This window comes from Photobacterium obscurum, from assembly GCF_026191635.1.
Classification (GTDB): domain Bacteria; phylum Pseudomonadota; class Gammaproteobacteria; order Enterobacterales; family Vibrionaceae; genus Photobacterium; species Photobacterium obscurum.
The window spans coordinates 206,700-232,914 of sequence record NZ_JAKRRW010000005.1; the positions used below are offsets into that span (position 1 = coordinate 206,700).

The 26,215-nt window shown below is 48.8% G+C and carries 22 protein-coding genes and 1 pseudogene; 8 read left to right on the plus strand and 15 right to left on the minus strand.

Annotation, left to right across the window (positions count from 1 at the left end):
• Positions 1-55: 55 nt before the first annotated feature.
• Positions 56-1,795, minus strand: a complete 1,740-nt coding sequence (locus tag MD588_RS08945) for a SagB/ThcOx family dehydrogenase (protein ID WP_265696766.1) — start codon at positions 1,793-1,795, stop codon at positions 56-58.
• 441 nt (positions 1,796-2,236) lie between these two features.
• Here MD588_RS08945 and dcuC point away from each other — a divergent pair, with 441 nt between their 5' ends.
• The gene (gene dcuC, locus MD588_RS08950) at positions 2,237-3,631 is read left to right on the plus strand and encodes a C4-dicarboxylate transporter DcuC (RefSeq protein ID WP_265696767.1); all 1,395 of its coding nucleotides are present in this window, start codon (positions 2,237-2,239) and stop codon (positions 3,629-3,631) included.
• A gap of 66 nt (positions 3,632-3,697) precedes the next feature.
• On the opposite strand, the gene MD588_RS08955 is transcribed toward dcuC, so the two are convergent.
• The gene (locus MD588_RS08955; RefSeq protein WP_265696768.1) at positions 3,698-4,114 is read right to left on the minus strand and encodes a VOC family protein; all 417 of its coding nucleotides are present in this window, start codon (positions 4,112-4,114) and stop codon (positions 3,698-3,700) included.
• Positions 4,115-4,441: 327 nt separating this feature from the next.
• Between MD588_RS08955 and MD588_RS08960 the strand changes: the two genes are divergently transcribed.
• On the plus strand, positions 4,442-5,863 hold the full coding sequence (locus MD588_RS08960) for a hypothetical protein (RefSeq protein ID WP_265696769.1): 1,422 nt from the start codon (positions 4,442-4,444) through the stop codon (positions 5,861-5,863).
• Between the two features lie 144 nt (positions 5,864-6,007).
• On the opposite strand, the gene MD588_RS08965 is transcribed toward MD588_RS08960, so the two are convergent.
• Together MD588_RS08965 and MD588_RS08970 are read right to left on the minus strand one after the other, a co-directional pair.
• Complete coding sequence (locus MD588_RS08965) at positions 6,008-7,144, minus strand: serine hydrolase domain-containing protein (protein ID WP_265696771.1); 1,137 nt, start codon at positions 7,142-7,144, stop codon at positions 6,008-6,010.
• A 160-nt stretch (positions 7,145-7,304) separates the two neighbouring features.
• Positions 7,305-7,838, minus strand: a complete 534-nt coding sequence (locus MD588_RS08970; protein WP_265696772.1) for a dihydrofolate reductase family protein — start codon at positions 7,836-7,838, stop codon at positions 7,305-7,307.
• A 112-nt stretch (positions 7,839-7,950) separates the two neighbouring features.
• Here MD588_RS08970 and MD588_RS08975 point away from each other — a divergent pair, with 112 nt between their 5' ends.
• Positions 7,951-8,523, plus strand: a complete 573-nt coding sequence (locus MD588_RS08975; RefSeq protein WP_265696773.1) for a TetR/AcrR family transcriptional regulator — start codon at positions 7,951-7,953, stop codon at positions 8,521-8,523.
• 73 nt (positions 8,524-8,596) lie between these two features.
• Here MD588_RS08975 and MD588_RS08980 read toward each other — a convergent pair whose 3' ends face one another.
• The 5 genes from MD588_RS08980 to MD588_RS09000 form a co-directional block, all read right to left on the minus strand.
• On the minus strand, positions 8,597-9,022 hold the full coding sequence (locus MD588_RS08980) for a universal stress protein (protein ID WP_265696775.1): 426 nt from the start codon (positions 9,020-9,022) through the stop codon (positions 8,597-8,599).
• Position 9,023: 1 nt separating this feature from the next.
• Complete coding sequence (locus MD588_RS08985; protein WP_265696776.1) at positions 9,024-10,346, minus strand: TRAP transporter large permease; 1,323 nt, start codon at positions 10,344-10,346, stop codon at positions 9,024-9,026.
• Positions 10,343-10,930, minus strand: a complete 588-nt coding sequence (locus MD588_RS08990) for a TRAP transporter small permease subunit (protein ID WP_265696777.1) — start codon at positions 10,928-10,930, stop codon at positions 10,343-10,345. The genes MD588_RS08985 and MD588_RS08990 overlap by 4 nt, the downstream gene beginning before the upstream one ends.
• 66 nt (positions 10,931-10,996) lie before the next feature.
• Positions 10,997-12,025, minus strand: a complete 1,029-nt coding sequence (locus MD588_RS08995; RefSeq protein WP_265696779.1) for a TRAP transporter substrate-binding protein — start codon at positions 12,023-12,025, stop codon at positions 10,997-10,999.
• A 382-nt stretch (positions 12,026-12,407) separates the two neighbouring features.
• Positions 12,408-13,859: an NAD-dependent succinate-semialdehyde dehydrogenase gene (locus tag MD588_RS09000; protein WP_265696780.1), complete on the minus strand. Its 1,452-nt coding sequence runs from the start codon at positions 13,857-13,859 to the stop codon at positions 12,408-12,410.
• A 145-nt stretch (positions 13,860-14,004) separates the two neighbouring features.
• On the opposite strand from MD588_RS09000, the gene MD588_RS09005 reads away from it, so the two are divergent.
• Both MD588_RS09005 and MD588_RS09010 read left to right on the plus strand, forming a co-directional pair.
• Complete coding sequence (locus MD588_RS09005) at positions 14,005-14,931, plus strand: LysR family transcriptional regulator (RefSeq protein ID WP_265696781.1); 927 nt, start codon at positions 14,005-14,007, stop codon at positions 14,929-14,931.
• Positions 14,932-15,033: 102 nt separating this feature from the next.
• A pseudogene (locus MD588_RS09010) lies at positions 15,034-15,210 on the plus strand (multidrug transporter subunit MdtL); the annotation flags it as partial.
• A gap of 46 nt (positions 15,211-15,256) precedes the next feature.
• Here MD588_RS09010 and lhgO read toward each other — a convergent pair.
• Together lhgO and glaH are read right to left on the minus strand one after the other, a co-directional pair.
• On the minus strand, positions 15,257-16,504 hold the full coding sequence (lhgO, locus tag MD588_RS09015; RefSeq protein WP_265696782.1) for an L-2-hydroxyglutarate oxidase: 1,248 nt from the start codon (positions 16,502-16,504) through the stop codon (positions 15,257-15,259).
• 103 nt (positions 16,505-16,607) lie between these two features.
• A complete protein-coding gene (gene glaH, locus MD588_RS09020; RefSeq protein WP_265696783.1) occupies positions 16,608-17,567 on the minus strand; it encodes a glutarate dioxygenase GlaH in 960 nt (319 codons plus the stop codon).
• 205 nt (positions 17,568-17,772) lie between these two features.
• Between glaH and MD588_RS09025 the strand changes: the two genes are divergently transcribed.
• The 3 genes from MD588_RS09025 to MD588_RS09035 all read left to right on the plus strand — a co-directional run bounded on the left by MD588_RS09025 (position 17,773) and on the right by MD588_RS09035 (position 20,987).
• Positions 17,773-18,663 carry a LysR family transcriptional regulator gene (locus MD588_RS09025; RefSeq protein ID WP_265696785.1) on the plus strand — a complete coding sequence of 297 codons (891 nt, stop codon included), beginning with the start codon at positions 17,773-17,775 and terminating at the stop codon, positions 18,661-18,663.
• Positions 18,664-18,756: 93 nt separating this feature from the next.
• Positions 18,757-20,073 (plus strand): aspartate aminotransferase family protein, encoded by a 1,317-nt coding sequence (locus MD588_RS09030; protein WP_265696787.1) that lies wholly within the window; start codon positions 18,757-18,759, stop codon positions 20,071-20,073.
• A 215-nt stretch (positions 20,074-20,288) separates the two neighbouring features.
• Complete coding sequence (locus MD588_RS09035) at positions 20,289-20,987, plus strand: glutathione S-transferase family protein (protein WP_265696789.1); 699 nt, start codon at positions 20,289-20,291, stop codon at positions 20,985-20,987.
• A 124-nt stretch (positions 20,988-21,111) separates the two neighbouring features.
• On the opposite strand, the gene katG is transcribed toward MD588_RS09035, so the two are convergent.
• The 4 genes from katG to MD588_RS09055 form a co-directional block, all read right to left on the minus strand.
• Positions 21,112-23,334, minus strand: coding sequence for a catalase/peroxidase HPI (gene katG / locus MD588_RS09040; protein WP_265696790.1), 2,223 nt, complete (start codon positions 23,332-23,334; stop codon positions 21,112-21,114).
• A 262-nt stretch (positions 23,335-23,596) separates the two neighbouring features.
• The gene (locus tag MD588_RS09045) at positions 23,597-24,238 is read right to left on the minus strand and encodes an HAD family hydrolase (RefSeq protein ID WP_265696791.1); all 642 of its coding nucleotides are present in this window, start codon (positions 24,236-24,238) and stop codon (positions 23,597-23,599) included.
• Between the two features lie 76 nt (positions 24,239-24,314).
• Positions 24,315-24,704: a VOC family protein gene (locus tag MD588_RS09050; RefSeq protein WP_265696792.1), complete on the minus strand. Its 390-nt coding sequence runs from the start codon at positions 24,702-24,704 to the stop codon at positions 24,315-24,317.
• Positions 24,705-25,471: 767 nt separating this feature from the next.
• A complete protein-coding gene (locus tag MD588_RS09055) occupies positions 25,472-25,981 on the minus strand; it encodes a phage regulatory CII family protein (RefSeq protein WP_265696793.1) in 510 nt (169 codons plus the stop codon).
• Positions 25,982-26,215 lie beyond the last annotated feature (234 nt).

A 26,215-nucleotide genomic window follows, 5' to 3' on the forward strand; every position in this document is an offset into this window, starting at 1 on the left:
CAATTCTTACCGTAATACAGGATTGAACAGGATCGAGCTCACCGCTCGACGAGGATTAACGGGCTGCTGAATAGGCAGCCAGGGTTTCCAAACGCATATCTTCAACCGGCCCTCCCATCGTGAAATGATAGAGGCTCTGATAAGTGCGGTCTTTTAGCCCAAATAGCTGATGGACGGGATCATCGAAAAAGCAGCCAATGCCCGTTGCGCGAATCCCCTTGGCTTCAGCTTCCAAATAGAGCATCTGACCAATCATGCCCGCTTCCCAGAAAAGTCGACGGTAACACCAGGGCCCCAGCTGCCGAAGCGGTTGTTCAAATTCCGCCAGCATGGCACAACTGAACACACCGCCGCTAGCAATACTTTGATGACAACTTAAGATCTTCGCGACTTCTTGCGTATCTGCTGAATGCAGGCAATAAAGGGGCAAGTTTTCAGGGCAGTCCAGCGGCTTCTGCCAAATGAAGTCCATGCTCATTAAGCTTTGCAGCTGTTCGACTTTGGCCAGATCTCTGAGCAACAAATACAAGCCGGGAGACACCCCGTCAACACGATGAACAAACAGACCCAAATGAACGCATGCTGGCCATGTGGTCGCTGCAAACAACCTGGGGTTTTGCTCAGGTAAAGTACGACTTAGGATCTGATAAAACGTTGCTTTGCTGATACGGGTTTCACCATCCATATCAAGGGCACTGCGCCGTTGCCGAATTATTTTCCCGGCATTGATATTTACTCTTGGATTGCTCTTTTCCAAAGGAATTTTCGCATAGGATAAATCGGATAATTGCGAACAGCCCTCCAGTAAATCTATTGTCTCTGGCTTATAACAGGCTAACGCGACCTTATCGATCCATGGCCATGAGTGATGGCTCTTACTTAACAAGTTTGCCTTTCCTTGCCACCTGCCATTTGCAACATCACTCAGCGCTATCTGATTTGGTGCCCAGCGGACTCGAAGCTCGCTGTTGCCCGGCGTGACAACAGCCAGCAAATCGGGAGCTTCCCTTTCCTGCCGGCTAGGAAAATCGTCATTGCGATCGATTCCAACCAACCGGGCTAAATCTGAATCAGATATTCCTTCAATTAGGGTCAGCTGCCAGCCCATCAGGCCGGCTGCAATTCTGACAGCCGCCAAAGCGTGGCCGCAATCATGCTGGCAATAACGAAAAGCTCGTTCGCCGTATTTCCAGGACTCCCGCCAATGGATTGAAGTAAGAGCAACTAAAAAGCTGCCTTTTGGCAGTTGCCCGTCATAACACAAGCCACTGGTTATGGCTCGCCAATTCGATTGCTCAAGCGATGCTCGACATTCCAGTTGATGGCGGAGGGGGAAATAATGGTAAATGCCGGGCTGTTCCGATAGCTCAGGTATGGTATCTGCTATCAGGTAGCACTCTGTGGGATGCAAATTGCCGCTCGACGGATTCACCCTCAGTGACCAACGGTTCCCGAAACAACTTTTCCAGGCAGAAAGCGCGAGTGAATAGTAAAAAAAGGCTGAAATTGTGCTCCGGTTGAGCGGTTGAAGCGCTGCAGGTTGACCGGCAAAGAAGGGCTCATAGTTGGGTGTAGTATCTTGCCCCGGTAATGGTAGAAGAATTTCTGGCGCCCCCTGGTAGCACCGAAACGGACAGGGCTGACTAGCCCAGTCCAAAGCGTCTAATGCGTTGGCAAAACGGTGAAAGTGATGTTTGGTGCGTTCGTGATAGTCAAAAACCGTTACGAGAGGATCGGGGGGATCTGTTTCTGCCACGGCGGAGTCATACTTGGCACTCTCTTTCTTTGTGATCATCATTGTGCCCCTGAAGCACGATTGCCAACTACTCATTCTTTCAACCCGCTGCCATGGTTACATGGTTAGCCGCGCTCGTGCTTTGAACTTGGTGTGGTGAAATTAGCGTTTTCAGAAGAATTGGGGGACTCTGAAGTTCAGTCTAGGCACAAGGCTGAAAACTGTCTAAAACAATAACGCCATCAGAAATAAAGAGGCTTGACTCAGATACCAGCCACTCTTGCTAAATGTCCATGTCGATAGCGCTAACATAAACAGAAATTGGAATTATCTTACTGATTTATAATCAAATAATTGAAAATGTGATCATCTACGTGGAAACATGATTAACCTATCTGCCCGACTCACCTTTATATGCAACACATGACACAAATCAACAATCAGACGTAAACACTACTATATATAGTCAGCTCATTACTTAACGTTAAATATGAGGAATTAATGAGCATCTTTATCTCCATATTGGTCGTATCTATAGTTGGATTCGCCATTCTTAAAAAGTACAACGCAATCGCGACCCTGTTCCTTGGGGCCGCTGTATTGATGGCGGTGTGCGCCATGCTGGGTTTACCCGTTGTACCAGAGACGCAATCAAGCGGCAGTATCTGGCTAGATATCTTTGAATCAATGAACATCATGTTCAATAACCGCTTCGGTGGCATGGGCCTGATCTTATTCTCGCTACTGGCATATGCCCGCTATATGACCTACATCGGTGCGAATGATATTGTCATCAATAACGCCCTGAGATTGCTCGGCGGGATCAATAAGCCCTACCTGATGCTGGCCTTCACGTTTCTGATCGGTAGCTTTATTTCACTGGCAGGATTTGGCGCCACCAGCCTGGCCGTTCTCCTCATGTCGACGCTATTCCCGGTACTGAATGCGCTGGGGCTACCTGCCATCTCTATTGCCGCCGCCATCGCCACCACCGCCACCATTAGTTTCTCACCTCTGGCCGTCGATTCGGTCATTGCGGCTGAAAACGTGGGGATGTCGGTTGAGATCTATACCCTTAAATATCAAATCCCGCTTGCGATTCCGAGTATGCTCGCCATGGCTGCCGCACACTACTTCTGGCAGCAATACATGGACAAGAAGGAAGGGCTGATCCAAAAAGGCAGCCGCCAGCGAGTTGACCTTAACTCGGTTGATGTCCGCACGTCTGAGATCGAAGGCAAGGCGCCAGGCTTTTACGGTTGGCTGCCGATGCTGCCAATTATTGTTCTGGTCGCGACCAGTGGCGAGCTGGGGCTGGTCGAAGGCGTGACCATGAATATCGGCACCATTGCGATTCTGTGCCTCTTTACGGCAATGACCTTGGAAGCGATCCGACACCGTAGCGGTCGTACCGCGATGGAAGGGATGAGCGCCATTATCAAAGGGATGGAAGATGCCCTACCTGTAGTATTGATCCTTGTCGGTGCCGGTGTGTTCGCACAGGGCCTGAAAGCCATCGGTGCCATCAACATACTCATTGAGAGTGCATCTCAAGTCGGCTTCGGTGCAACCTCGATGATGCTGGTACTGGTAGGTCTAACGGGGGCAGTGGCATTCCTGACCGGTTCTGGTAACGCAGCATTCTACGCCTTCGTTGAGCTGATCCCTAAAATTGCCGATGGTATGGGCATCAACGGGGTATATTTAGTGATGCCGATGCAGCAAGCTTCAAACGCATGTCGTGCAATGTCTCCGGTTGCCGGAGTGATTGTCGCGTCATCGGGAATGGCCAAAGTTTCACCCTTCGAGCTGATCAAGCGAACAATTCCGCCTATTGCCTTCGGCCTGGGCGTGAACATCATCTTGAGTATTATCTTCTTGCCACTGACAGTGTAAGTTAATCCCCCTCCAAGAAGCCTGCTTGCTTTGCTCTCAGGCTTCTTGGTACCTAAAAGTAACGTTTTAGCGTCCCGCCATCGGATGGCTCGGATCTAACTGCAGTAAATCCCACAGGTTGCCATACAGATCTTCGAACACTGCGACAGTTCCGTAGTCCTGCTCTTTGGGTTCACGAACGAAATTGATGCCTTCGGCTTGCATTCGGTTGTAATCACGCCAGAAATCATCGGTGCTAAGAAACAGGAAGACCCGGCCACCACTCTGGTTACCAATAAACGGTTCCTGCTCCGCTTTCGATGCTTTTGCCAGCAAGATTGTTGCCCCGTTCGAACCCGGCGGTGACACCACTACCCAGCGCTTGTCCTGCTCCGGTTGGTAAGTATCTTCGATTAACTCAAATTTTAATTTCTTGGTATAAAACTCGATGGCTTCATCATAGTCTTTAACGACAAGGGCGATATGAATAATGGACTGTTTCACGTTAACAACTCCTGCTAATACCTAATATCTTGCCGCAAGACGGACGGGCTGAGCTCTCAAGTCGACAAAACTAACGCGACAAGGGTACACCAATAACCGTGAAAGCTAACAAAATAATGACATTCGTAAAGCAATCGGTATAGCCGTATTGCCCGCTTTACAAACTCCGTCTCCCCACTATAGAGCAAAGACTCCAACAAAAATAAAACATTGTATATAATCCGCCGGATTCATCAGTAAGCTTTTCTAAAAGGAAGTTAGAAAATCACACGGCAAACCATTCAATAGGCAAAGTTATTGCTTGTCTGGTTATCAACGAGATTCCTAATGAACGCTGTTAAAACCCTTATTGCACTTGGCATTTCAATCACATTAATCGGATGTGGCGGTGGTGGCAGTTCAGATGGCACGCCATCTACGTCAGCAACCTTTGGTGACCTATCGCTTCGTTCCATCGAATTAAATAAGTACAAAGCCATTGGCTCGATCGGCGTAGACGAGAGCACAGACATCAATAGCTATTCCGTTGGTATAACAACTGATGATGCCGTCGAAGCCGTTGCTGTGGACTTCAACACCACAGACGATACCGGCAATATAATCACCTCACCGTCAGTATGCGAGGCTCCGGTAATTGATCTTCTTACAGTCGAACCTATCAATGACGAGTGGCAAGTTATTTTGGCAAAAGTCCCAACGTTCATGGATACGGAGCACTGCGGTTACTTCAACTATCAGGAAAAATATTACTTCCAACACCAAACGATGGGATTGTTTGAACTACCGGAAAATATTCGACCGATCGATAGCCACGCAAAAGTAGATTCCCTAAATGCGCCGCATGACTTCTACATCATTCCGGCAAACAGCTCTCACAATAAGGGCAGCAACCTGCTGATGGGTGCCGAAAACCCATATAAAAGTACCGAACAGAGCCTCTATGAGATCATCTTGCCAACCTCGGAAAACCAAGATCTCACACTGAACAAAATAATTCCGAATGCCGGACTTCGATTCACCAACAACCAGTCTAGCTTTGTCTTTGCCAACGATAGTTATGTCTATGCTTTCGATGCCCATAACCATTCAACGGTAAATAAGATTGAAAAAGCCACCGGCAAGATTGTCGATCATTGGACTTGGGATAGCATATCAATCCCATTCGAGTTCGAAGGCCAAATGTACACAACCAGTGCCATCGGCGGCGATAACAGTGACATACAATACCAAAACCGTTTTGTTGCGTTACAAGCCGATGGCGGCCTTGGTGAGACACTTGAGATCCCGGGCGATCGCAATGTCTACAACACCAGTGTCAGCTACGTTATTGATGACCGCTTCATCATCAGCAACTTATGCCAGGTATGGGACATGCAGGCCAATAGCGTCCTCATCGGCCTCGACGACGGCTTCAACGGCCAGAATATGCACATTAACAATGGTACGTTATATTGTGCAGGCACCGTAAGGGATGAAAATACCCAAATAACCCAGCAAGGGGGACTGAGCCTCGAGCTGAATACTGCAGAGCTCCACACAACGACAGTGGAGAACCGCGAACAAATCTCCAAGACATTGAAGCTTGAGACACCTTTCCTGACCTACCGAGACGCAACGGACAACGTCAATGACACCGAATATGTCACGATAAATCTCAATACAAAAGAAAAGTCGGTCGAAGTTCATAGCTATAACGGACAACGCGTATACAACCTGAAGTCATTTGACCCGGCATATACCATCCGCTAGCCATCAGCTTGTTTTGAACCAGGAAAGTCTTGTTCAAATTCAGCCTGACAGAAAAATCCCCAGCCAATTGGCTGGGGATTTATTGATAGGCTGTTGTAGTATCGATTCAACAACTGATAGTGATGAATAGGCAGAGAGTCGTCACTAAAAAGCAGCAAATTGCTCAATAACCACATCGAAGCCGGGTGCCATCACCCCATAGAAATTGCACATCTGGATATAGCCGAGATTCAAATCCCGAGAGAACCAGAAATAGCTCCCCATGCCATCGATAGATAAACCACTATGCATATAGAACTTGTTGTTATTGATACGCTTTAGCAAAAGACCATTCACATACTGATCGAGCCGAGAGGAAAAGTCCGGGGCTTTGCCAAATACCGGATCCTCCTCGTTAAGAAAGTCCTGCCAGTATTTCTGGTTGGCTTTAGGCTGAAGCAAATGGCTCACCCATTTGGCAAAATCCGGTAACGTAGTCAGTATGCCGCCGTCTCCCGCGGTAACAAAGTTCGATGCGGCGCTGCGCAGTGCATTGCTGTCGTAATCATCATAAACGTACCCCGTCGCACTCCACGGAATTTCACTATCGTTAACACTGGTTATTGTGGTCGATGCCATTCCCTGGGGCGCAAATATTCTTTTCTCTGCCAAGTCCTCAAAGGGCATTCCACTGACCTTCTCCAAGATATCTGCCAGCATTAGGTAGCCGGTATTACTGTACCTCGTCGCAATACCGGGAGGGAACGGGGCTGTTTCCAGACTAGTCATATACCCAATCACCGCCTCGACCAAAACCTCACGTGGTATCGGCTGACCGATGAATAATCCAGATACAAGATTTGACGATATAACCAGTTCATCGATCAGGCTGGATCCGGTTTTAAAATCATTGATGTAGTCAGGCAAGCCACTGCGATGATGAATAAGTTGATAAAGGGTGATCTCACCAAACCAGTCCGGGCTGTCGGGGTAATATTCTTTCAGAGTATCTGCGCGAGAGAGCCTTCCCTCGGCTTCGAGCATCAAGACTAACGATGCCGTAATATGCTTGCTTATGGAGCCGATGTTTAACACCGTCCTGTTATCGATAGGCGCCTGATAACGCAAGTTAGCCAGCCCGAAATATTGTTCATAGACAAGGTTATCCCCCTTTACCACGCCGACAGCACACCCTGCAGTTTCAGCGTTCAGATGAGCAAAATATGGCGAAATTGCATCATTTCCAAGACTATGAAACGGCATCACCAATGCGGCTGCGGTGAATACAACTATCTTGTTCATAGACACTCCTTATCCTGCTATTTCAAGCTCTTATACCAATCTGGATAAGTCAGTGTTTAGATAATTGAGCAGGAAAAAAATAACATCTATGGCTATCTGGGGCACAGATAACAAAAAAACGGTGCCGAAACACCGTTATCAAACCCAAACTGTTACTTGCTTAACGCACTCGAAGGTATTGGTTTTGCACTATGGCATCAATCAGCTTTTCACTCTTGATATGTTTGAACTGCAATGGCGAGGCAAGATCACCGAATAATGGCGCTCCGCCACCAAGCAAAACGGGGATAGTGGTAATTATCATTTCATCAATCAGATCTTGTTTTAGGAAGTTCTGGATGGTGATCCCGCCATCAATATAAAGATCTTGATAACCCTGATCGTTGATTTGTTTGATAACCTTTTCAAGGGAACCTTTGACCAAAAAGACCTTGTCCTCATAACCTTCAGGTACTTCGGTCATTGTATTACTCAAAACAAATACAGGTTTACTATACGGCCAGTCAATGTCAAAACTCAGTACCATATCAAGAGTATTGCGCCCCATAATCAGTGCATCGATACGGTCAATGAACGCGCCAAATCCCAAATCTGAACCTTCGGGGTTTGGAATAGCATGTAACCAGTCAATACTGCCGGCCTTGTCTGCAATGTAGCCGTCTAGGCTGGTGGCTATATACACAATATTTGACATGATCGGCTCCAATCAATGAATGAGATAACTGGCTGAACTTGGCATTTAATCCAGCTTCGTTTAACATATTTCTACAGCGTAGAATTTGTAGTGAGTTTATCGAGAGGATCGAATGTCTGTCAAGGATAAAAAGCGCGGCCGTCCCAAGGGGGCAACGAGCCATCTCAACGGGCAAGTCATCATCGATATGGCCAAATGTATAATGCGAGAAGAGGGAAAAATCCCCAGTATTCGTCAGCTTGCCAGCCGCTTGGATGTCGATGCGATGGCGATTTACCACTACTTCAAAAATAAAAATACCCTATTGGTCGCGATCACCACGTCGCTGGTTGAAGATATCTACCAACCAAAGGTTAACGACGACTGGCAATCGGAACTACGCCAACTGTGCCGCAGTTATTTATCGCTATTGAATGACTTTCCCGGCCTGCTCGAAACCCTGCTCAGTATGGACTCAGCCGGCCCCGCCACCGTCTTTATCGAACGCTTCGAGCAGGTAATGGCGCCACTTAATCTTGATGCCACAGCCTCAAAAAATGCCCTCGACCTATTAGTCGATTATCTGCACGGCTATGCGCTCGCCCTCAATTGCAATGGTGAAAAATCGACACTGAACATTGATATGCTCGACGGGCCTTTGAACCTGTACTGTAGTGCGTTAGATACTATGAAGAATATTGACTGAGCGCCGGCAAGGTAGGATATGGACAAGAGCACCTCGGCATGCCGCTGTGCTCTATAATTTGAACTGATAACCGCTACCGCACCACAAACACAGAGCAGGGAGCATGGCGCACGACCTTGGCGGCATTCGAGCCGAGCAGGTACGAGCGAAGCTTCGGCTTGGCCGATGCCATTACGATAGCATCGACGTTAGTTTGCTTCGCCTGCGCCACCACTTCGTCAAACACCACCCCGTTGCGGATAATACTACTACCCCGATGTTCTTCCGGCACCAGGCGCTCCAGCATTGCCTGCACCGCAAAACGGGTATTGGCATGTTTACCGGAAAAGGTATCACCCGATACCGTCGGCACCATACTGTGATGGACCCTGACATCATCGACAAACAGCATGTCAATTACCCCATCACAGGCCAGTAATTTTAGCGCCATCTCGACTTCTTTTTCGACCACATCCGGAAAAGCCAAATCGACCGGCATCAATACATGTTTCAGGCTCATATCAACTCGCTCCCATTATTTTATTCGGTAACCACAACACCACTTCCGGGAACAGCATGCACAAGATCAACACGCAAAGCTTGAGCAGAATAAACGGCGCTATCGAGCGGTAAATATCCATCATAGTTACCCCCGGCGGGGCTATGCCTTTTAGGTAAAACAGGGCAAACCCATATGGCGGGGTCTGAACGGCAATCTCGATATTGAGGATCATCAGGATACCGAACCAAATCGGATCGTATCCCAGGCCAACGACTATCGGGGTAAACAACGGCGCGCACATTAATACAATGATCAGCTCATCGATAATGAACCCCAGCAACAACATGATCACCTGCAGCAAGATGATCACCCCTAATGGCGGCAGCCCTAGATCCTGGGTCAGCTGAGCCACCATATTCTGCACCCCGCTCAGCATATGAAAATTACTGAAAATTGACGCACCAAGGATGATCCACATCGAAACACTGACCAGCATGGCCGTTTCGAATCCGGAAGACTTGAACATCTCGAACCGGAACCGCTTGAACACCACCGCCAGCAAAATCGCCCCGACAACACCGATGGCTCCTGATTCTGTCGGCGTCGCAATACCGGTAATGATACTGCCCAGCACCGCAACAATCAGTAGCAGCGAAAACAGGCCATCACGGGCGGTACGCACCTTTTGCTTACCGGTCATCTGGTTTTCTTTGCCAGTATTCAACGGTGCCTTCGACGGCTTCAGCTTACAGCTTATGATCACATAGGCCACCAGTAGGGTAATGGAGATCAGTGCCGGTACAATCGCAGCAATGAACATTCTCCCGACCGAGTTCTGGGTCGTCGCCGAATACATAATCATCGGAATACTCGGCGGGATCAGGATCCCCAAGCCGCCACCGGCCATGATCACCCCAAGTGCCAGTCGCTTGTCATAACCGCGATCCAGCATCGGCTTCAGTGCAATACTGCCCGAGGTCATAATACCGGCACCGATAATGCCTACCATGGCACCGATCATCGAACATACGCCGATCACGCTGATCGCCAGCGATCCTCGCAAGCGGCCAATCAGCATCTGACTGGCATTGAACATTGCATCCCCGATCCCCGAACGGGTCAGCAGCTGTCCCATATAGATATACAACGGGATCGCCAACAGAATAAAACTAAAGAAATTACTTTCTATGGTGGTCGGGATCAGATTAAAAATCCCCTCCCCCCAGGTCAGGTATCCCATCCCCATGGCGATACCGCCCAGTGCCAGCCCAACGGGAGCACCAAGGGCAAAACTCGCCAAGATGCAGCCAATGAGCAGCAATGTCAGTACTTCGATACTCATACGTCCTCCATCCCTGCCGGCGTATAACTGGTTTTGTTATTGTCATCACAAATCTCTTCCTGTTGCGCCAGCAGCTGGCGTTCGGTCAATAAGAAGTAGATATCCTGAAGTAAGTCGCTGGTGTACTGGAGAATAAAGGTCCCGCAGGCCACTATCATCATGATCCAAAAATGCGCCATGGTCGGTGCCCATTCCGACTGGCGGCGATAGTTGAACTCAACCGCTTCTTCAAATTTGCCGTAACACATCATCAGTACCACAACCAGAAAGAAAATCGCCAGAGAGTAAGAGAGCAGATTGAAAAGCGATTTAAACCGGGCCGACACCGACAGATAGAAAACATCAACATTGATATGAGCTTTTTTCTGCTGAGCCAAAGCTCCACCCAAGGCGGCGATATAACCGAACAAAAACAGGGAAACATCGTAGGCCCAAATCGTCGGGCTACCGAGTACGTAGCGGGAGAACACTTCGAAGGCCACGGTCAATGCCAGCAACGGCATCAGTACCGAGGCAGAAAAACCGACTAGGTAAACCAAGCGATTTACCCCAAGGCAATATCCCATCATTGCCATCTTAAACATATTCATCATCCTTGAAGCCGGAGAAAGACAAAAGGGGCTTGCGCCCCTGACCAGCTATTTACACTGTTACTGCTGCAGAATTTCGACCAGGCGGCTGCTGTACTTATCCGCCTTGGCATACTCGCTCCATAGCGAGTTCGCCGCAGTATTCCATTTCTGGATATCTTCCTTGCTCGGCTGCGGGCTCCACTTCATGCCTTTCGCTTGCATATCCGCCACAGCCTGAGACTCCCACAGGCGCGATTTGGTCATCTGCTCGCGGGCATGCTGGGCACTTGCGCCACGAACAATTGCCTGCAGATCGGCCGGCAGCTTGTTCCATGCACTCTTGTTCACCACAATTGGCAATGCCTGAGCACCGGCAATCGGTAAGCGGTACATATATTTGGCAACTTCGACATGGTTACCATCGCGGTGGTCAATCAAATTACTGCCAATTGAGCCGTCAATAACCCCGGTGGCCAAACTGGTATAGATTTCGCTCCATGACAGCGAGGCCGGTGAAGCGCCCAACTTGCGCAGAAATTTGCCATAGGCACCCGGCGCACGGATCTTCATTCCCTTGAAGTCGTCGATAGAATTAATCGGAGTTTTGGTCAACACATACACCGGCAGCTGAATATAGGGTTCCAGCCACACTAGATTCTGCTTGTCATAGGCCTCTTCCAGTACTTCACCCCATCCCTTTTCATGGAACAGTGCACTTAGCTCGCCGACATCATCGGTCATGCCCGGCAGGCCAACTTCAACCACACCCGGAGGAAACTCGCCGGCATGCATGGGCTGGAAAGGGGCCCCCATTGTCATCAGCCCGGATTTTACCGAGCCCAAGACACCTGTCTGTCCGACGCCTTCTCCGGCATACATCACCTGTACGGCAATACGACCACCAGACATGGCTTCGATATTTTCAGCAAAGCTTTTGTATACTTCACCGTAAGCCGTTCCCCTCGAATACAGGTTCACAAAACGCCAATTGTGCTCGGCGGAGAACGCCTCTGGCACCACCGACAGGGAGGCAGCGACAGCCAGTGTGTAGCCAGCCAGGGTTTTCTTCAGACTCTTCTTTCGCAGCTTAAGTAGGGTGTTGAACATGGATTTTGCTCCTTGTTATTTTTATCCTTCATCTGTTTAAAACCGTTTGTTCAAAACAGTCAGCCTTTAAACAGAGAGTAAGTGCCATGACGTCTAAACTTCATCCGTTGCCATGTTGTTACCGATAATTACAACTTATTTACAACCATTAAATCCCCATTTATCCACCTAAAGTTTTAGAACTCTCAAACCTTTATCAAGAGTGAAACAAAACCTAATAAAAACAAATAATTAAGATGATCACCAAAAACAAATCAAGCAAAAAAAAGGCAATACCGGAAAGGTATTGCCAAAACGTCACTACTAGAACATTCGTTCATTTGGGAATGACACAAACTAAGGGTTGAAACAACTTAAAACAGAAAAACAGGGGGCTAGTTTCTTACGGCTCAATACCGAGACAGAGATACTTTATTTCCAGGTAATCCTCGATACCGTATTTAGATCCCTCGCGGCCGCAACCAGACTCCTTCACCCCACCGAACGGGGCAACTTCAGTCGAAATAATACCTTCGTTGATGCCAATAATGCCGTACTCCAATGCCTCACACACTCGCCAGATCCGGCTGTTGTCTCGGGAATAGAAATAGGCAGCAAGGCCATATGGGGTATCGTTCGCCCGCTGGATCACATCGTCTTCGTCAGTAAAGCGAAATACCGTGGTCACCGGGCCAAACAGCTCCTGATGGGCAATCGCCATCTGCTCGGTCACATCAGCCAAGATAGTCGGCTGGTAATACTGCGCACCGACATCTGAGATTGCTCCGCCCAAAATTAGGTTGGCGCCCTGACTGACTGCCTCAGCCACCAGCCTATCGACTTTCGCAACCGCCTTAGCATTAATCAACGGGCCAATATCGGTGCCTTCAGCCAAGCCATGACCCAGCTTTAAGTGGCCGACAGCCTCGATATACCGAGCCATAAACTGATCATAAATAGCATCATGGACATACAGCCGGTTGGTGCAGACACAAGTCTGCCCGGCATTGCGATATTTGGAGATCAATGCTCCCTGAACGGCTTTGTCCAAATCAGCATCATCGAAAACAATAAACGGGGCATTGCCGCCAAGCTCCATTGATACCTTCTTCACGGTATCGGCGGCCTGACGCAAGATATGCTTGCCGACTGGCGTTGAGCCGGTAAAGGACACTTTTCTGACTAGCGGGTGGGTACACAGCACCTCGCCAACTTCGGCAGGTCTGGCCGTAGTGACGACATTAATCACCCCCTTGGGGATCCCCGCCATCTCGGCCAGTCGCGCCATCGCCAACGCGCAAAGCGGTGTATCCTCGCCCGGCTTGACCACTACGGTACAACCCGCAGCCAATGCTGGCCCCACCTTGCGGGTGATCATTGCGACCGGAAAATTCCACGGCGTAATAGCCGTCACCACCCCGACAGGCTGCTTGATCGTTAAGTAGCGATTGCCCGGCATCGCCGACGGAATATGCTCACCATAGGTACGCTTGGCCTCCTCGGCAAACCACTCGATAAACGATGCCCCGTACATCACCTCGCCATAGGCTTCCTTGTAGGGCTTGCCCTGCTCAGTGGTCAGTAATTTGGCCAGCTCATCGGCATGTTCGACAATCAGCTCAAACCAGGCTTTCAATAGCCCCGCACGGTGCTTGGCCGTGGTTTTTCGCCAGCTTCTAAAGGCTTTGTCGGCAGCAACAACGGCCGCCTCGGCTTCACTGGCCTCCATATCCGGTACCTCGGTGATCAACGAGCCATCCGCTGGATTGATTACCGGCATACTGGTTCCTTTATCTGCTGCAATCCACTGCCCATTTATGTAGGCATGGGAAATCACTAAACCTAGATCTTCCATAACTTGGCCACCGCTCCCGAGAACTTTTACAGGGTTCAAAGAAAAATGTTAAACATTCGTAGATAATACGTAGGCAGAATATTAACAACTCAGTTCTGTGAATAAACTTCCACTTTTAAACCTGAAGTTTTATAGGCATAAAACAATGACAAGAGCCTCTATCCCGATAGGACAAGTCGGGGATTATGAAATTAAGCAGCTGAAGATCTTTAAAACAGTGGCCGATTGCGGTGGCTTTTCCGCAGCCGAAACAGAGCTAAATATTAGCCGCTCGACCATAAGTATTCACATCTCCAATCTTGAATCCCGCCTCAACCTGACACTTTGCCGACGCGGGCGCGCCGGCTTTTCCCTGACCGAAGAGGGTTCGGTCGTCTACGATGCCACCATCAAGCTACTGGGCGAGCTGGAAGATTTTCGCAACACCATCAACCACCTTGATACCCAGTTATCCGGCACCCTGACAGTCCTGTTCAGCGATACCATCAGCCTAGATACTCGCGCCCGGATCCCGGATGTTTTCCGCAAATTCTCAAAGCTGGCGAGCGAGGTCTACCTGACGTCCGAGGTCGCCAGAATGACTGAGATTGAAAGACTGGTGATGAGCGAGGAAGCCGACATCGGCTTTATCCCCTACCACCGCAGCCTCGACGGTCTCGAATACCAACATATCTATACCGATAACTGCTACCTCTACTGTAGCCGGGATAACCCGCTGTACGAGCTCAGTGCAGACGAGCTCAGCGACGAGATCATCGACGGCTTTCCGGTCGTGTATGCCGGAATGAAGACTCAGGAAAACATCAACGGCCACCTGGCTAATATGAACCTCAAAGCCACGGCCTATAACTATGAGTCGCGACTAGCATTACTGCTGTCTTCCAAATACATCGGCTTCCTGCCGGAAACCTATGCCCAGCCCTATGTTGATACTGGCGATCTAAAAGCCATCGCACCTGAAAGGCGTTTCTACACCCTTGAAATCATGGCTATTACCAAAAAGACCAGTACAGTCAACAAGGTTCGTTCATTGTTTATCAAAACCCTGAGCGACTTTTACCGCAACAACTAGCCATTTTCCAAATAGGAAAGAGCTCTTGTCTGAATGGCAACTAGGTGACGGCAATCATCCCGAGTACATTGTCTTCACCTTCTCCTAGCCATAGCGAGTTCCATGAACAAGATCCTTTTTTGCTGCTTTGCCCTTGTCCTGATGTATCCATTGGGCATCGATCTCTACCTCGTCGGTCTACCACAAATTGCAACAAGCCTGAGTGCGACAGAAGCAGACCTTCACGTCGCGTTCTCGATTTACCTTCTGGGTATGGCATCAACAATGATATTGGGCGGAATGGGAGACCATTAAAAGCCTGTTAGCGAGCTAACCATTGCAGCACTTAACCAACCATCGCGACTGGCTGCAAACATTCCGTCCGCAGCTTTTCGGTAACCTTGTCGCAGATATAGCCGCCAATAGGGATCGCCGAGGTGGCGGCTGGGGAAGGGGCATTACAGACATGCAGGCTGCGGCGGCTCTCGGCAAACAGAAAGTCATGGACCAAGGTGCCATCTTTGAGCACCGCCTGAGCGCGGATCCCCGCCGGATAGGACTCTAAATCCGCCAGATGAATTTTCGGGCAGTATTTGTTGACCAGCTTGAGATAGCCCGGCTTCCACCATGAGTTTTTGGTCTCGATCAACCCTGTTTTTAGGTGCTTGGCAGTGACCTTCCAGAAACCAGAAAAAGTGACCATGTCACGTATATCAGTCAGGCTCACATTCACCTTGCCATAGCCTTCACGCTTCCAGCCCTGCACCGCATTGGGGCCCACCGTTACCGAACCGTCGATCATCCGGGTTAGGTGCACGCCCAGGAACGGCAGATCCGGATCGGGGATCGGGTATATCAGGTGATTGACGATCTGGTTGTATTTCTCCGGCAGCCGGTAATACTCGCCGCGATAGGGAATGATCTGGAAATCGGTCTTGATCCCCAGCATCTTGGTCATCCTGTCGGCCATCAGTCCCGAACAGGCAATCATAAAACGACAAGATAACGCCAAGATCTCTTCACTTTTACGACAAGTTACTATTATTTCGCTCTCATTTTCTATCAGGCCTTCGACCAACGTACCGAGCATCACCTCACCTCCCAGGGCGCGGAACTCCTCGGCCATTTTCTCGGTCACCAAACGGTAGTTCACGATACTGGTGGTATCGACCAGTATCGCTCCGAGCCCCTCGATATTGGGTTCTTTTTGCTTTAATGCCGCCAGATCCAGCAGCTCAACCCCGATACCGTTCTGCATACAGCGCTGGTATAGCGCCTGCATCCGTTCCAGCTCCAGCTTGTCAGTCGCTACCAGCAGCTTGCCGCAGTTTTCGACCGGGATATCATGCTTGGCGCAAAATCGGGTTGTCGCTTCCACCCCAGCTTTGCAAAATTCCGCCTTCATGCTGCCCGGCGCATAATAGACCCCGGCATGAATAACCCCGCTGTTATGTCCCGTCTGATGCTGCGCCAAGCCGGTTTCTTTTTCTATCAGCAAAATCGATTTATCCGGGTAGCGCTGCTGCAACTGCCACGCAGTCGAAACCCCGACAATACCGCCACCGATAATGATGTAATCGTAGATAGTACTCACTCGTTTTCACTCCATTGATACCAACTGTGATAAAAGCCCGCCGCAGTCACTGCGGCGGGCTCTATCTTTGTATTTATTCTTTAATCCGCAACATTAAGCCAACTTAACGAGTAAAGTGACCACGCTGGCGAAGCAGCTCACGCTTAAGGCCACCATGGGCAACAAACTTATCACGGCCGTGCAGCCAACAATGGTTCTGCACCACCAGCATCGATCCGACTTTGACCCTGACATTGAAACAGTTGCTGTCCGCTTCAAGCGACTCGCTCATCTGATGCAGATACAGCCCCTGCTGCATGTTCTGTGGCTGAGCAAACTGGTCGATAAACAGCATGTGCGGCTTGCCGTTACTGTCTTCCTCGAAAAATACCGGGTGCTCGATGGTATAACCGACATTTTTGCTCGGTGGTGCTCCCCAGACAATGTTCTGCTTGGCCATCGGATGGTGATAGAAGCGTTCCAGCTCCTGCCACTCGTCGACATGAAGCAACAACGAATCCCCCATCTCCATATTCTGCTCGTCCATCTTCATCATCAGCACGAAGTCGGTACGCTCATTGACATAGGTTCCGTCATTGTGAAGCTCCATACGGCGGTGGGCCTGGCGCAAATAGCTGTCGCTATGATCTTCGTTCTTGACCGTAAAGCGCGCATAGTACTTGCCATACATCGCATCGAAGTTCGGGATTCCGATCAAGTGGGAGACCGCCGTGGAAAGCTTGACGAAGAAATCCCGCTGCTCGTCACTGTCCTCAAAAGCAGCTTGTGCTTGCTCGTCCGCCTGCAGTAAGAAAGCACCGGTTTCACGGTTTGCCATTATAGCAACCAGTAATTCACCCAGTTGGTAATCACAAGCCTTGTCCAGGGCATCAGCCGTGGCATAGCGTAAAAACGGCTTGTACTCTAGCGACTGCAGGCTCCAGTTAGCACTCAAATCGATAAAACGATCCAAGGTATTCTTGTCCAGTGTTACCACTTGCAAGCGCGGGTTAATCGCATAAGGGGCAACAGAAAAACCGTGGTATTGGGTCGTGCTCTCGTTCACTGCTGGGGCAATATTCATGGGTAGCTTCCTTTGTCTCTTTAACAGGCTCTCCGGCCCGGTGAGGTTGACTTAACTGTTATTGGAGTGCCGTCTGGCATCGCCGGCCATTCGGGTTAACAAAACTATAACGAGGGCGGGAAGATATTAACAATATATGGTAAATATAGTTTTCATATATTTTATAGATAGAAAGTAGCAACAAGCCTGTCACCAAGGAGCGGATATGGATCTCAAGCGATTACACTATTTCACGGTGCTGGCCCAGACCGGCAACTTTACCAAAGCGGCAGATCAACTTGGCATTGCCCAGTCGGCACTGAGTATCAGCATTCAAAAACTGGAACGGCAACTGGAGCTGAAACTGATCAACCGCGCCGAGCGGCAAATGAGCCTGACGGCTGACGGACAAGTCCTGCTGCGCCATGCCAGACAGATCCTCGAAGATGTCGAGCAGGCGCAAAAAGAACTGCAGGAGCTGAAAGGGCTGGAAAGCGGCGTCATTAACTTCGGGGTATCAGCCATGCTCGGATCGTATTACCTGCCCGAAACGCTGGCCCTGTTCAAACAAACCTATCCGGGCATTCAGATCAATATCCAGGAAGCCGGTACAGCCACCCTGGAAAAAATGCTGCTCGACGGCCAGCTCGATTTGGCACTGATCCGCTCTGACCGCCCCCACGATCAAATCCGCCATACTACCCTTGCCAAAGAACAAATTGTCGCCTGTGTACCAAGCAACCACCCCTTTGCCCGGCAAAGCAGCATCACCCTCGATCAGTTTTGCCAGCAGCCACTGGTACTCTTTCGTGATGGGTATTTTCTCCGAGAGGCTATTAGCCGTTATTGCCAACAGCAGAAAATCACCCCGGACATCCGTTTCGAAACCAACCTGATCGAGCTATTAAAATCACTGGTGCGCAAGGAAATCGGTATCTGTACCTGCCTGCCGATCATCCTCGGTAACGATACTGATTTGGTCACCGTGCCTTTTGAACCGGTAATCCCGCTCCACCTCGGTATCGGCTGGAAATCCAGCCACTATCTATCCAGTGCAGCGCAAGCATTCGTCAACTTCATGCAGGCAGAGCTCGCCCCGGCAACAGGCAATGTTTGATAGGCATAAACCTTTATTTTAATTTGTAGTGACTTTTCAGCCAGCAACATCTTGTTAACCTCCATTCAACAATAACAACCACAGAGCCAGCACATGGAAAAGAAAGTCAGCTACGACGCATTCTGGATGCCGTTTACGGCAAACCGTAACTTTAAAGCCAACCCTAGGATCATCAACCGCGCAGAGGGTATGTACTGTTATTCAGATAACGGAACTCAGCTGCTTGATGCCACCGCAGGATTATGGTGTGTCAATGCGGGGCATGGCCGCAAAGAAATTGGCGAGGCAATGGCCAAGCAGGTTGCTGAACTGGATTACAGCTCACCGTTTAACTTCGGCCATGATATCGGCTTTGAATTTGCTGAGCGTCTGGTTTCGTTTACCCCTCCGGGGCTAAACAAAGTCTTCTTTACCAACTCTGGCTCTGAGGCGGTGGAAAGTGCACTAAAAATTGCCCTCGCCTATCAACAGGCAAAAGGCAATACCGGCAAGTTCAAGCTGATTGGTCGTGAGCTCGGCTATCACGGTGTCAACTTCGGCGGTATTTCCGTCGGCGGCCTGACCCCAAACCGCAAGGGTTTTGGTCCGTTGCTCCCTACCGATCACCTGTCACACACCCTTGATATTGCCAACAGCGCCTTCAGCCAGGGGCTACCCGAACAGGGCTCGGAAAAGGCCGAACAGTTGGAACAGCTTATCCAGTTCCACGGTGCAGACAGTATCGCCGCGGTAATTGTTGAGCCGATAGCGGGTGCCGGTGGGGTGATCCTGCCACCTAAAGGCTACCTGCGCCGACTTCGTGAAATCTGTAGCAAGCACGATGTGGTTCTTATCTTCGATGAGGTCATTACCGGCTGGGGGCGTTTGGGCTCGCCATTTGCTTCCGAAGAATTTGACGTGGTGCCGGATCTAATCACATCAGCTAAGGGAATCACCAGCGGTGTGGTTCCGCTCGGGGCGGTCTTTGCCAAGGACGAGATCTACCAGACTGTGATCAACAGCGCCCCGGAAGGAGCCGTTGAATTCTTCCACGGTTACACCTATTCTGGCCATCCAGTCGCCTGTGCTGCAGGGCTGGCAACGCTAGATATCTACCAACGCGAAGGGCTGCTCGAGCGTGCCGGCGGTGAAATTGGCCAGTATTTCCAGCAGGGGCTGCACTCGCTAAAAGGCATCCCCTCGATTATCGATATCCGTAACTACGGCCTGATAGGCGCCGTACAGTTTGCCGAGCAGGCCGACGGCAAGCCGGTTGGCTTTGATATTCTCAAGCGCTGCTACGACAAAGGGGTAATGGTCCGCAGCATGGGCAACACCATCGCCTTGTCACCGCCGCTGATCATCGAAAAGCAGCACATAGACGTGATTGTCGATACCCTTTCAAGCATCGCCAAAGATATTCCGGCGTAATGCCATTTAAGTCAGACCCGCCGTTTTGCCTGCTTATCAATACAGGCAAAACGGTTTTCGTTTTCCAACCATGACGGCAATGCTCGCTAAGGCAATCAGGCTTAAGGCAAAATTCACGCCCCCTCTTAATTCAGCAAAAAATAATCTCATTTTTTTTCGTCTTTTTATGTCCCCACTCGTCTTATAGGTACTGAAACATAAAATGAGAGTTCAACATGATTAAAGTAGTTAGTTTTAAAATCTGTCCGTTTGTCCAGCGTGTTACTGCAGCCCTTGCAGCAAAGCAAGTCCCTTACGAAATTGAATATATCAGCCTGAAAGATAAACCACAGTGGTTCCTAGACTTGGCACCAAACGGACAAGTTCCTGTTCTGATTACAGAGTCTGGCACTGCGCTTTTCGAGTCTGACGCAATTATTGAATATATCGAAGATGAATTTGGTCCGCTTGAAGAAGGCGTGACCAATGAACAGCGTGCGCTCGACCGCGCTTGGAGCTACCTGGGTTCAAAAAACTATCTAACCCAATGCGGTACGATGGGCAGCAAAGACAAGGCAACCTTTGAAGAGCGTGTAGCCAAATTCATCACAGCATTTGCCAAAGTGGAGGCACAGCTCTCGGGGGAAGCCAAATTCTTCAAGTCGGACGTGCTCAGCAATGTCGATATCGCATGGCTGCCCCTGCTTCATCGGGCAGCAATAATTAAAAAGCATACCGACTTTGACTTTTTATGCGGCCTACCCAAAGTACAGGCTTGGCAGTCTGCTCTATTGGAGACAGGGCTTGCCGAAAAAACGATATCAGACGATTTTGAACAGCTATTTACTGACTTCTACCTATCAGATACTTACCTAGGAACCGGGAAGGATGTACAGCAAAGCAGTGCATGTTCATCAAGCAGCTGCTGCAGCTGATAACACATTGAGGCCAAATGAAATTTAACTAGTAGCACCTTCCTTCTTTTTAGCAAACCACTAAAAGCATCGCCAAAAGACTCCTGCACACTCTGTGCAGGAGTCATTAACTTCCGGGTGATGATTACAATTCAAAACGGTCAAGTTGCATCACTTTTACCCATGCGGCAACAAAGTCAGCGACGAACTTCTCCTGCCCATCGGCGGCAGCGTAGACTTCGGCAACTGCACGCAACTCAGAGTTAGACCCGAAAATAAGATCCACTGGCGTAGCCGTCCATTTCGATTCACCTTTCACTCTATCTAGGCCTTCATATATCCCCTCTTGTGCTGAAGATTTCTGCCACTGGGTTGACATATCGAGCAAATTAACGAAAAAGTCATTAGTCAACGTTCCCGGCTTATCGGTAAGGACACCATGCGGAGACTGTTCAGTATTTGCATTAAGAACGCGCATACCGCCAACCAGAGCCGTCATTTCTGGCACAGTCAACGTCAACAGATCGGCCTTATCAACCAGCATTTCCGCCGGTGATCTCTGGTTGCCTGCAGCAAAGTAGTTGCGGAAGCCATCGGCCTTCGGCTGAAGGACAGCAAAAGAGTTCACATCTGTTTGCTCTTGGGTTGCATCCGTACGCCCAGGTATGAACGGCACTTGGATCGCATGTCCACCTTGTTTGGCGGCATCTTCAATGGCAGCAGCTCCGCCAAGAACGATGAGATCAGCTAATGACACTTTTTTCCCATCTGACTGTCCTTGGTTGAAGTCTTGCTGTATTTTTTCTAAACGATCTAAAACCTTCGCCACTTCATCTGCGTTATTGGCTTCCCAGTTTTTTTGCGGTTCGAGGCGTATACGGGCACCGTTCGCCCCACCGCGCATATCCGTACCACGGAAGCTGGATGCCGATGCCCAAGCCGTTCTGACCAGTTCAGAAGTAGAAAGGCCTGAAGCCAGGATATCATCCTTGAGCTTCGCGATGTCTTCATCGTTAATTAATGGATAATCGACAGCAGGAACCGGGTCTTGCCACAGCATCGCTTCCTCTGGAACCCAATCGCCGAGATAACGCGAACGGGGTCCCATATCGCGGTGGGTTAATTTAAACCATGCCTTGGCAAAAGCTAGCTCAAACTCTTTCGGGTTATCAAGAAAACGCTGGGCGATTTTGCGATACTCCGGATCAAATTTAAGTGAGAGATCTGTCGTAAACATAATAGGGGCATGCCTTTTAGACGCATCGTGTGCATCCGGCACTATTTTCGATGCACTCTCGTCATCAGGCACCCATTGGGTTGCACCTGCCGGACTCTTGGTTTGAACCCAGTTATAGGTAAACAGATTTTGCAGGTAATTATGGGTCCACAGTGCCGGATTAATTGTCCATGCTCCTTCAAGCCCACTGGTAATGGTATCTGCGCCACTACCACTGCCATATTTGTTTTTCCAACCAAGCCCCTGCTCTTCGATACTGGCGCCCTCCGGCTCGGGACCAACATACTTCGATGGTTCTGCAGCACCGTGCGCTTTACCAAAGGTATGTCCGCCAGCGATCAGTGCGACGGTCTCTTCATCATTCATCGCCATGCGGCCAAACGTATCACGAATATCTTTCGCGGCCGCCAGAGGATCCGGGTTACCATTTGGCCCCTCGGGGTTGACATAGATTAGTCCCATCTGAACCGCAGCAAGAGGCTGTGCCAGCTCTCTGTCACCGCTGTATCGTTTGTCGGCAAGAAATTCATTTTCAGGCCCCCAATAGACCATATCAGGCACCCAAGCATCCTCACGTCCGCCAGCAAAACCTAAAGTCTTAAACCCCATCGACTCCATCGCAACGGTACCCGACAGAATCATCAGATCGCCCCAAGAAATTTTGCGACCATATTTCTGTTTGATTGGCCATAACAAGCGCTGAGCCTTATCCAGGTTGGCATTATCAGGCCAGCTATTGAGAGGAGCAAAGCGTTGCATCCCGCCATAGGCCCCACCGCGCCCGTCGCTGATACGATATGTCCCCGCACTATGCCAGGCCATCCGGATAAACAATGGTCCATAGTGACCATAGTCCGCCGGCCACCAGTCTTGAGACGTTTTCATCAGCTCCTCAAGGTCTTTTTTCACCGCGTTAAGATCAAGGCTTTTGAATTCTGCCGCGTAGTCAAATTCCTCCCCCATCGGGTTAGAAGCAGGTGCGTGCTGTCGAAGTGGACTAAGGTTGAGCGTTTCAGGCCACCAATATTGGTTTGTCTTCGGCTCTGCCTGAGCATTCGCCGGGTTAGTGACCAATATTGGTGACAGGGTTACCGCCAAAGTGGCCAGTAGAGGTATCGTCTGTTTAAACATGGGAGTTACCCCTTTTTGGTAAGGTACAGGTAAAATATAAACCCGATCATTCCGTTTTTGGGGGCAAATTTAATGGAAAAAACTGATTAGTGTAATCGGAAAAACCAATCACTTTATCATCATCAGGCAGTAATATTACGAGTACACTTAGCAGCCGGCTTCGTATTCAACGTTGGTAAATTTACCCACGATAAAGCCAGTGCATATTTAAGCTAATTAGATACCTTTATATCAACAAGTTAAAGCATATAGGTAACATCGGCTATAGCACACGAGGAACTTCAGCCAAACTTTGCAGTACCGCGTGCGCCCTTTCCGCGACATCCTCGCTCGGCTCCAGTAAGTCCGGGATCATCACCGCCTTGCAGCCCGCATCGAGTCCAGCGCGCATGCCGTTGTTGGAGTCTTCCAGCACCAGACATGCTGCAGGTAGGATATCCAACTGTTCAGAAGCCATCCGGTAGCAATCGGGATGAGGCTTGCCGTTTTCGACATCTTCCGAGGTGATCACCACATCGAACTGGGCCAGATGCCCAGAACCTGCAAAATGATGCTTCACTTCAGGCAGTGCCGAAGAAGTTACCAGTGCACACTTGATGTCATTGGCCTGCAGCAGTTGGAACAATTCATCGAATCCCGGCTTGTAGGCAACGCCCATGTCACGACGGGCATGAAGATCGGTATCCCGCACCTGCCTAAAGCGGGCAAGGTCAAGTTTGTCACCGAATCGGGCGACCACCCGACGCTCGCATTCCGCATCCTGCACCCCGATAAAGCTCTGGTAAAAATCGTCTTCCAACTCAAAGCCCTGCTCGCTGGCCGCCAGCTGCCAACTCGCTTTGTAGAGCCCTTCGGTATCGAAGATCAGCCCATCCATATCGAACAATACTGCTTGTACTTCCATGACTACTCCAGTCTAAAACAACAAGAATCAATTACATAAAAGGGAGGCAATTTCAGCACTATCACTCACCCCTGCGTTAAACGGTAATTTCCAGGCGGTTGCCCTCAGGATCCAGAACCACACTTTCGTAATAGCCATCGCCGGTACGGCGCGGACCGTCAACCACTTTATAACCGTCAGCGGCTAAACGGGAGGTTAATACTTCGACCTGTTGTTCTGAGCCAACCGACATAGCAAGGTGAATCAGTCCCGTAAACTGCTCAAAAATATCATTTTTCGAGTCGGGTATCGTCGGCATACTCATAATTTCCAAACGTGCGCCTGAGTCAAAGCTCAAAAAATAGGACGAAAAGCCCTTGGTTGGATTGACATATTTATCATTTGCCTCCGCATTGAAGTACTTCTGATAAAACGACTTCATCAACTCTAGATCTTTGGTCCAAATTGCTACATGTTCAATGTTCATATTGTCCTTTCCTGTCATCCATCACTTCACAGCTTATACTTGCCTGCCGCGTGAAGTCTCCATCTGCCCAGGTATGCAAGCAATTGCAAGTGTATTGCATTAGGCTGCAACAGGAAAGCTATTAGCAAGTCAATAAATTGGGAGAATAAATACCCCTTCTGATTGAGCAGGCTGAAATCTTGCACGAATAACAATTCACAGCCTCAATGTGAAATCACCATACGGATTCACGTACTAATCCATTTTCCCATACGTACTATTAATACCCATAGGGCGTGAGCAGTCCTATTTATATAAAAATAACAAATCATTTATTGTTGAAAGTGGAATAACACTTTCATTTAAAACTCATATAGTAAATAAAATAGCAATGGTGTTTTTATGAAATGTAATCATAACCGTGTTTACCGTATTAAACGTACTCTTTGGCAACGTCTATTTTTTAAAGAAGTTCATCGATGCCATGGTTGTGGTAAGCTAATTAAAATATGAGCAATAACCAGAAATCAATTCAAAAAAAGCTCAAATATCAATCTCAGAAAATACTAAGCCATGTTAGGAACAAGTTTATAGCGGAATATAATAAAAAGAGTAAACCCCAAGAATAACCATGAAATAATACTGATTGTGCTAGTACGCTAGCGAATAATTATTACAAACAGTGGCTACCTTATCGTGCCATTGGGCAGCCTATCACGTAAAAAAACCTCGGCCAAATGGCAGAGGTTTTTTTAACACAGGATTTGCTAAAGGCAATCAATTCTTACTTACCTTAAAACCTTGCCTTCTTTGCATGCAAATTCAAGCATGTCCCTAAGCTTGATCATTGCACTAATATCTTGGTTCATTTCTTTTTTTATTTCTTCAAGTTCATTAGCACTCACTTTTCCATCAACTAAAGCATCTCGAATTTCATGCTGAACGTCACCCCTTTCCTTATCCCAGTTCATCCAGGCATTAAGGACATTTCGATAGGTGACTTCATACTCGTCATCACTATCGAACCTTTCGCATTTGAGGCCAAAAACCTTCAACATTTCCTCGAGTATATAGACATGTCTTTCTTCGTCCTGAAGTGCTTTCATTGTCAACATGAACTCTTGAATGGTCAGGTGATGACCATCCTGGCTTGGGTTAACTTTATTTGCGAATGTCCGAGAACTCAGTTTCTTACCACCAAGTTCTTGAACCTGGTTGAATACCTTCTCGATTCCAACTTCCTTCGTCTGAAGGTGAAGAGTTCGAATAAACCCTGAAAGAGAGCATTCATTTTTCATTACATATTCCACATTTTCTAGCCATTTATTCAAGTTGTTCACGGTATGCTTTTTAATACCGATTCAACTTTTAAATTATTATCTATAGGTATTTCATCGATTCTTCTATGTTTGAGTGAATATTGAACCCTAGAAACGAGCCAACAGCCTCACCATAGAATATTTTATCGTAATAACGAAAGTGCAAAATAATACTATTAAACCAATGACATATAAAGATATTCCATTATTTTG

Coding starts and splice junctions, on each gene's coding strand:
- MD588_RS08945 (WP_265696766.1), bottom strand. CDS start 1,795: ATGATCACAAAGAAAGAGAGTGCCAAGTATGACTCCGCCGTGGCAGAA.
- dcuC (WP_265696767.1), top strand. CDS start 2,237: ATGAGCATCTTTATCTCCATATTGGTCGTATCTATAGTTGGATTCGCC.
- MD588_RS08960 (WP_265696769.1), top strand. CDS start 4,442: ATGAACGCTGTTAAAACCCTTATTGCACTTGGCATTTCAATCACATTA.
- MD588_RS08965 (WP_265696771.1), bottom strand. CDS start 7,144: ATGAACAAGATAGTTGTATTCACCGCAGCCGCATTGGTGATGCCGTTT.
- MD588_RS08970 (WP_265696772.1), bottom strand. CDS start 7,838: ATGTCAAATATTGTGTATATAGCCACCAGCCTAGACGGCTACATTGCA.
- MD588_RS08975 (WP_265696773.1), top strand. CDS start 7,951: ATGTCTGTCAAGGATAAAAAGCGCGGCCGTCCCAAGGGGGCAACGAGC.
- MD588_RS08980 (WP_265696775.1), bottom strand. CDS start 9,022: ATGAGCCTGAAACATGTATTGATGCCGGTCGATTTGGCTTTTCCGGAT.
- MD588_RS08985 (WP_265696776.1), bottom strand. CDS start 10,346: ATGAGTATCGAAGTACTGACATTGCTGCTCATTGGCTGCATCTTGGCG.
- MD588_RS08990 (WP_265696777.1), bottom strand. CDS start 10,930: ATGTTTAAGATGGCAATGATGGGATATTGCCTTGGGGTAAATCGCTTG.
- MD588_RS08995 (WP_265696779.1), bottom strand. CDS start 12,025: ATGTTCAACACCCTACTTAAGCTGCGAAAGAAGAGTCTGAAGAAAACC.
- MD588_RS09000 (WP_265696780.1), bottom strand. CDS start 13,859: ATGGAAGATCTAGGTTTAGTGATTTCCCATGCCTACATAAATGGGCAG.
- MD588_RS09005 (WP_265696781.1), top strand. CDS start 14,005: ATGACAAGAGCCTCTATCCCGATAGGACAAGTCGGGGATTATGAAATT.
- glaH (WP_265696783.1), bottom strand. CDS start 17,567: ATGAATATTGCCCCAGCAGTGAACGAGAGCACGACCCAATACCACGGT.
- MD588_RS09025 (WP_265696785.1), top strand. CDS start 17,773: ATGGATCTCAAGCGATTACACTATTTCACGGTGCTGGCCCAGACCGGC.
- MD588_RS09030 (WP_265696787.1), top strand. CDS start 18,757: ATGGAAAAGAAAGTCAGCTACGACGCATTCTGGATGCCGTTTACGGCA.
- MD588_RS09035 (WP_265696789.1), top strand. CDS start 20,289: ATGATTAAAGTAGTTAGTTTTAAAATCTGTCCGTTTGTCCAGCGTGTT.
- katG (WP_265696790.1), bottom strand. CDS start 23,334: ATGTTTAAACAGACGATACCTCTACTGGCCACTTTGGCGGTAACCCTG.
- MD588_RS09045 (WP_265696791.1), bottom strand. CDS start 24,238: ATGGAAGTACAAGCAGTATTGTTCGATATGGATGGGCTGATCTTCGAT.
- MD588_RS09050 (WP_265696792.1), bottom strand. CDS start 24,704: ATGAACATTGAACATGTAGCAATTTGGACCAAAGATCTAGAGTTGATG.
- MD588_RS09055 (WP_265696793.1), bottom strand. CDS start 25,981: ATGAAAAATGAATGCTCTCTTTCAGGGTTTATTCGAACTCTTCACCTT.